We start from the raw sequence: 3,373 nt of genomic DNA, 5'->3' as shown, positions 1-3,373 counted from the left end.
GCCCGCATCGACTTTTGCATCGTGTGTGCCATCAACCCAGACCCGTAATTTACCCCAGATCGGATCACGTTCATCAATCACGCCGTCTTTGTTGGCATCTTCACTGGCTAAGGCACCGAAGCCATTATTGAATTTTTTTTCGCCAGCGGATCCGTTTATTCCGGCCTTACCACCGTAGTATTCGGAGAACATCTGGCTGGCATTTTTTATCTGACCGCTACCATCGTCGATCACCAATATCCCGGTATTGCGATCCGCCCAGCCGCTGCGCTTAAGCGTGCCACTGTTATCCATGTCGAACAACACGCCGTCACGAATGTCAGTCATGTGCACACCATTGCCGCTCAGATCCAATAACAGCGGGTCAACATAAGTGTTAAACGTTGTCATCGCCGACAAACCGTTCAACGTCACAGCGTTGCGCAGGCCGAAGTCCAGTTTGCTAGTGTCCCCGGGTTGGTAGAAAGGCTTGTAAAACTCTGACAGATAGCTGTTGGGTTTGACATTGGGGTCAAGCTGCATTTCACCGGGACGAATACCACCGGTGGCAAGGCTGGCCATTTGGGTTGAAGTGAAGTCTGTTTTATTGAGCATATCCCCGATGGCAGATATTTTGTGTGTCGCGGAATTTTGTATAAACCCGTTAGCAACATCCTGCTGCGCTTTGTTTTCGCCCTGAATATGCCGCAGAGGTTTTGGCGTGGACACGATATCGATGTTAATCAATGGCTTCATCGGTAGAGTGATTTTCGTATCCTCTGGCCTAAGCCATAAACACGCTCGACCACTTTCATCGTCCAGATAATAAAAGTCACTATAACGAATATAACGACTCAAGTTGTCACGGATAATTCGACTTCCATTATTTTGCAACATATCACGCAAATGCATAGGATTATGATTAGGGAACAGTTCTCCCTCGAAACCTTTTTCGTTATAGCCAACGGCTTTTAATGATGCAAATACGAAATCCACGCAACTGTTTTTAGCCACGTTGTAATGCTTAGCATCAAATCCAACTAACGATGGGCCTTCTGAAAAAGCTTTTAACCTGTTGTACTGAAATTCAGTCAATTCTACGGTGGTTTCGTAAGAGGTCTGTTGATAGGCGGCATTATCATTATTCGTTACTCGCCCCTCTCCCCACGGTTCATCATACCTTGACTCAAAACCGTAACTTATTTCACTTCCGCTCCCGTCATTCAAAACATACCACATATGACCGCCGGCTGAAGAGTGTACGTCTCCCGCTTTATGTTCGTTCTTATCTTCCTGATAAACATACTTAGCCCCCATCGGAGCAACTTTATAGGTTACAGTATATTTCTTTTCCATACTTATTATTTCCTCTACTGATTATTTCTCTTTGTTTTTTTCTGAATAAGTCAAATTTTTGGATTAAAATAGGAGAATTCGACAAAACTCTCGATGTCATTAAAAACAGGGACATCCTCCAGGATGGTAATTACCGCAGAGTAACGTCCAGGGGGTAACTCAAGTATTTTAATGTTTCGCACAGCCATATTTATTCTTCTTCCTTCGTAATCAAGAGACTGTCCCCAACCACGTCCTCCTGCATTTATTTTCTTGTCAAAAAAAATCTTGCTATCTTTAACTAAATGAAGCGAAACGGGGATTATTACCCCGTCCTTATCAACATTCCCGAACAATTCAAGTCGCTTTTTCATTTCCTCATAGTCATCCCCTTTATCAAACAGCAAGGCAAACTGATAATTTCCTTTCTTGCTGATTTCAAAATCAATTTTGACTGACTGACCAGACTTCGATACGTCAATCGGTTTGTATATATCAATGGGCTTAGAGCAGGCCATTAATAAGGCACAGCTCATAAAAATAATAATGTTGCGCCAGTTTTTGAATCTTTCGTGTACCTGTAATACTTTCATTTCTTCACTCCAAATTTTTATATTTCCTTTGTTTATATTAATACCCGTTTAAATCTTCGGCTTGAAATAAGTGAGCTCGACAAAACTCTCAATGCCATTAAAAGCGGGGACATCCTCCAAGGTGGTAATGACAGCAGAATAACGCCCGGGGGGTAACTCAAGTATTTTAATATTGCGCACTGCCGTATTTATCCTTCTTGCTTTGTAATAGACGGTTCTCCCCCAACAGCATTCCCCTACGTTTATTTTCTCGTCAAAAAAAACCTCGCCGTTTTTAACCAGACGAAGCGAAACGGGAATGGCAACCCCATCATGATTAATATCCCCGTACAACTTAAATCTCCTGTCCATTTCATCATGACCACGTCCAGTAGCAAACATCAGGGCAAACTGATAATCTCCAATCTTGCTGATTTCAAAATCAATCTTGACTGATTGATCAGATTGCGTCACATCAATCGGCCTATATATATCAATGGGCTCAGAGCAAGCCGCCAACCAGGCACAACTTAAAAAAATAATCATCTTGTACCATTTTTTGAACTTTTCGTGTACTTGTAATACGTTCATTACGTCACTCCAAATTTTGATATTTCCTTTGTTTATACTTGTCATACCTCAATATGCATTTATTATCTCTCCGTAGCTCAGGGAAATAATAAGCAGCTTTCATCTTGCGAGCTGCAACTTGAAATTTATGTGGTATATACTGATACTATTTTAAACATTCGGAAAATGCGTGAGCTGTACAAAACTCTCAATGCCATTAAAAGCAGGCACATCCTCCAGGGTAGTAATTACCGCAGAGTAACGTCCAAGGGGTAACTTAAATATTTCAATATCGCGCACTGCCGTATTTATCTTTCTCTTTTTATAATGAATGGTGTGCTCCCAGCCAGTCCCCAGCGTTTTTATTTCCCCGTCAAAAAGAACCTGACCGTCTTTAACCAAACGAAACAAAACGGGAATAACAACCCCATCCTTACCAATATTCCCGAACAACTTAAATCGCCTTTCCATTTCATCATGACCATCCCCAGCAGCAAACAGTAGAACAAACTGATAATCTCTAACCTTGCTGATCTCAAAATCAATTTTGACTGATTGACCAGACTTCGATACGTCAATCGGTTTGTATATATCAATGGGCTTAGAGCAAGCCATTAATAATGTACAGCTCATAAAAACAATAATATTTCGCCAATTTTTAAACCTTTCATGTACCCGTAATTCTTTCATTTCATCACTCCAAATAAAGTAAGGCGGCGAAAAACATTAACGGTCACTTATCTCAAACCCGGAAAACGGTGAGTATGGCGAGCCGGGTTCACAGAGCTGCCCTCATAACCTACCGCTCTCTCAGACTTTCATCTATATGTTGCTGTAATGGACTCAAGAAGTAATCGATCACGCGACGTTGATCGGTTTTTATTTCTGCCGTGATCGACATGCCCGGAGACAGTGGG

At 41.8% G+C, this 3,373-nt stretch carries 4 protein-coding genes; all 4 read right to left on the bottom strand.

The window, feature by feature from the left end; genetic code table 11:
- Positions 1-1,335: SPM autocatalytic domain-containing protein (locus SLS51_RS22695; protein ID WP_500690694.1), on the bottom strand; the 1,335-nt coding region annotated here is incomplete at its 3' end.
- Positions 1,336-1,385: 50 nt separating this feature from the next.
- Positions 1,386-1,907 carry a DUF5625 family protein gene (locus SLS51_RS22690; protein WP_011145018.1) on the bottom strand — a complete coding sequence of 174 codons (522 nt, stop codon included), beginning with the start codon at positions 1,905-1,907 and terminating at the stop codon, positions 1,386-1,388.
- 48 nt (positions 1,908-1,955) lie between these two features.
- Positions 1,956-2,477 (bottom strand): DUF5625 family protein, encoded by a 522-nt coding sequence (locus SLS51_RS22685; protein WP_323840764.1) that lies wholly within the window; start codon positions 2,475-2,477, stop codon positions 1,956-1,958.
- A 150-nt stretch (positions 2,478-2,627) separates the two neighbouring features.
- Positions 2,628-3,146 (bottom strand): DUF5625 family protein, encoded by a 519-nt coding sequence (locus SLS51_RS22680; RefSeq protein WP_323840763.1) that lies wholly within the window; start codon positions 3,144-3,146, stop codon positions 2,628-2,630.
- Positions 3,147-3,373 lie beyond the last annotated feature (227 nt).

Origin of the sequence: Photorhabdus africana (assembly GCF_035181445.1) — a bacterium.
Classification (GTDB): Bacteria; Pseudomonadota; Gammaproteobacteria; order Enterobacterales; family Enterobacteriaceae; genus Photorhabdus; species Photorhabdus laumondii.
This window is presented reverse-complemented; position numbering and strand designations above follow the sequence as displayed.

What these genes read in the sequence shown, in the direction of transcription:
- SLS51_RS22690 (WP_011145018.1), bottom strand. Translation starts at nt 1,907, where the DNA reads ATGAAAGTATTACAGGTACACGAAAGATTCAAAAACTGGCGCAACATT.
- SLS51_RS22685 (WP_323840764.1), bottom strand. Translation starts at nt 2,477, where the DNA reads ATGAACGTATTACAAGTACACGAAAAGTTCAAAAAATGGTACAAGATG.
- SLS51_RS22680 (WP_323840763.1), bottom strand. Translation starts at nt 3,146, where the DNA reads ATGAAAGAATTACGGGTACATGAAAGGTTTAAAAATTGGCGAAATATT.